This is a genomic window from Chitinophaga sp., from assembly GCF_036566945.1.
Lineage (GTDB): Bacteria > Bacteroidota > Bacteroidia > Chitinophagales > Chitinophagaceae > Chitinophaga.
Map to the genome: position 1 here is coordinate 1 of NZ_DATCVJ010000021.1, position 3,107 is coordinate 3,107.

The window sequence follows — 3,107 nt, forward strand, 5'->3', positions numbered from 1 at the left end:
ATGCACCACCGCCGTAATACGATTAGGTTCATCTGCCATGGAGCGGCGTACATCCACCGTGTGGGCAAACAATGCTTTACGGGGTTGCAGGTTGGAGTTTTTCTCCAGGTTAAACAGCTTGGGAATTACCCTGCCGTAACCGCTGCCATCTATGATAAACCGGGCGGCAATTTCGGAGGTGTTGCCGTCTTTATCTTCAACAGTTGTTACAGAATCTGATCCATTAAAACGTATAGCCGTTACTGTTGTTTCGTATGATACGGGAACGCCCATGCTTTCTACCGTATCGGCCAGCGTTTTATCAAAATCGGCACGGGTTACCTGCCAGGTCCAGGTCCAGCCGGGTGTGAATTGCTCCTGGAAAGTAAAATCACAGAGCGCATCGCCCTTCACGAACTTGGCGCCAAACTTCTCCTGAAAACCTTTTGCTTTGATGGCATCGATAAACCCTGCTTCTTCCAGGGCTTCCATGCTGCGGGGCAAAAGGCTTTCGCCAATTACAAAACGGGGAAATTTTTGCTTTTCCACCACTTTTACTTTGTACCCTGCCTGGTGAATAATAGACGCCGCCACTGTTCCTGCCGGACCTGCTCCTATTACCAGTACATCAACTTGCTCAGTTTTCATAAGAGATCGATTTTGGGAGTTGTAGATTATATGACGATTAACCGTTTTATTTCTTCTTACATTTCAGCAAGGTATAATTCATGCCCATCTGATCATTTTCTTCGATAATCGTTAAGCCTGCATCTTCAATACACTGGAAGAAATCGTCTGTGTGGTACATCTGGCTGTTACCATTGGCCATTGCGGTGAAATACAGGGAGGTCTGCTGCAAACAGAATGCGGCAGACTTAAACTGCTGGCGGTTCCAGAATGGTTCCAGGATATATACAATACCATCTTCGTTGAGCGCTTCGCGGCAACGTTTCAGGATAGATACAATTTCAGCTTCAGAAAAACAGTCCAGGAACTGGCTCATCCAGATGGCATCAAAGCCTTTAGGGAAAGGGAGTTCCTCATGCAGGATATTGGCAATATGAAAATGTACGCGATTTTCCACGCCGGCATCTTTCATTTTCTGCTGTGCCAGTCCGGCCTGACCTGGTAAATCGAAGATTGTTACTTCCACATCCGGATCTTTAGCGGTGCAGGCCAGCGCCCATTTACCGGTGTTGCCACCAATATCGAGCAGGCGTTTAGGATGTTTTTCAAACACAATATCCAGGGCGGCTGGTGTAGCCAGATCGGAATAGTAATGGTCAAAGTCGAACCAGCTTTTACCTACTTCAGGTGGCAGCAGCGACAGGCCGGGATAGATAGTATCCCAGGGGCCCAGCTCACGGAGGCCGGCGGGCTTTCCTTCTGTGAGACTTTCCTGCAGGTGATTCATGCCTTTATAGCAGATATCCTGTGAAAAGTCCATGTTAATGCGGGTAAGCTGATCATGTAAAATAAAGTAGCCTGTTTTGGTGAGGGTATACCGTTTATCATTTACGATCACGAGTTCCATCCCTAAACCAGCTTCCAGCAATACTCTTACTGCATAGCGCGACATTTTTGTTTGCTCCATGATTTCCTCAATGGTGATGCCTGCAGAACGGCTGTTGCTCACTGCAGTTAAAATGCCCATATCACGCAATGCCCGGGTAGCCTGAAAAGCAACGGGGGCAAATGCCAGACGCAATGCAGCTTCTTTTGCTTCCAGTGCTGTTTTTGTTTCTTTATTAAACACGACAATAACTTGTTTAGCTGTTAAGATTAAAGACCATGGCTGCATTGCATCCACCAAAACCTGATACTGTTTTCAGGAAGTGGGCAGATGGGGTATGCAGCAGGGTATTATTAACGTTGACCGGCATACTTACGCCGGCGTTTTCATATCCTTTTGTTGGCAATATTACACCGGTTTTCATGGCCTGCATGCTGATGATAGCCTCTATTAATCCGGCAGCACCAAGGGTGTGGCCGTAATATCCTTTGAGACTGTTCACCGGCACCAGACTTAAACCGGCATGGTGCAATGCTTTTGCTTCCATTTCATCGTTATACAGGGTGGCCGTGCCGTGTGCGGATACAAATCCGATATCGGCGGTGGTAAGTCCACTCCCCTTGATGGCCAGCTGCATCACTGCTGCCAGCTCCTCACCGGTACGGGAAGGCCCGGATATATGATTGGCGTCGTTGCTGATAGCGCCGGCGCCTAATGAAAAAGCCGCATTGTTAGGTTCCTTGCTGAGAATAACCGTTGCAGCACCTTCTCCCAATGTAACCCCGGTGCGGTTGGCATCAAAGGGCTTGCAGGGAACAGCGCTTACCGCCTGGAACGACTGAAATCCTGACAACACAAAGCGGGTCAGCACATCTGCTCCGGCCACTACTACGTGATCAAAGCGCCCCGATTCAATGAGCCGCTTTCCGGTTAAAATAGCCACCAATCCGGATATACAGGCGCTGCTGATGACCATTGGCGGATTGGCTGCTTTAAAATGTGCCGCTACTTTAGCAGCCGTGGAAAACAGCTGCATATTTGCCAATGGCAATGCAGCCCCTTCGGGTAGCTGTTCCAGCAATTCTATATTTCCTTTGGTAGTGGAAACAAGGAAGCCGGTACGTTTATCCCCTAGGGTGATCCCGGTTTGTTGCAGGGCATCTTGTACAGATGCGACCAGCAGCTTTTCGAATATCGTGTATCCGTTTACGTTATATCCGGCGGTGTATGCATCCAGCTGACCGGGCGCCATTATAGCACCATAAAACGGAGCAGCGGCATAAGCTGCATTTTGCTGCAGACTTATGCCACTGTTGCCCAGTAAAACCTGGTCAAAATTATCCCGGGTAGTACCGCCCAAAGGCCCCACAATATTATCTGCTACTACATACACCTGTTGCATATTACCCTTAATTATACCAATCCGTGCGTTTTTTTCCATTCGTTGAAAAAAGCGGGTGTTACCAGTTGCAGAGAGGACGTTTCTTTATCCAGGAATACCTGTACAGAAGATCCTTTTGCAACTACCTCACCGGTAGCCGGATTGGTAAGAATGTATTCAAATTTTATTTTGGCCGCCATATCATCCACATACTTTGTTTCTACCACTACCCTG

The 3,107-nt window shown here is 48.1% G+C and carries 3 protein-coding genes and 1 pseudogene; all 4 read right to left on the reverse strand.

The annotated features are described in order from the left end of the window. Window positions 1-627 (reverse strand): NAD(P)/FAD-dependent oxidoreductase (locus VIP81_RS00550; protein WP_331956523.1); only part of this gene is annotated, 627 nt, incomplete at its 3' end. Window positions 628-673: 46 nt separating this feature from the next. Further along, window positions 674-1,735, reverse strand: coding sequence for an SAM-dependent methyltransferase (locus tag VIP81_RS00555; RefSeq protein ID WP_331956524.1), 1,062 nt, complete (start codon window positions 1,733-1,735; stop codon window positions 674-676). A 13-nt stretch (window positions 1,736-1,748) separates the two neighbouring features. Further along, window positions 1,749-2,894, reverse strand: a complete 1,146-nt coding sequence (locus VIP81_RS00560; protein WP_331956525.1) for a beta-ketoacyl synthase N-terminal-like domain-containing protein — start codon at window positions 2,892-2,894, stop codon at window positions 1,749-1,751. An 11-nt stretch (window positions 2,895-2,905) separates the two neighbouring features. Further along, window positions 2,906-3,107 (reverse strand): annotated as a pseudogene (locus VIP81_RS00565) (acyl-CoA thioesterase); the annotation flags it as partial.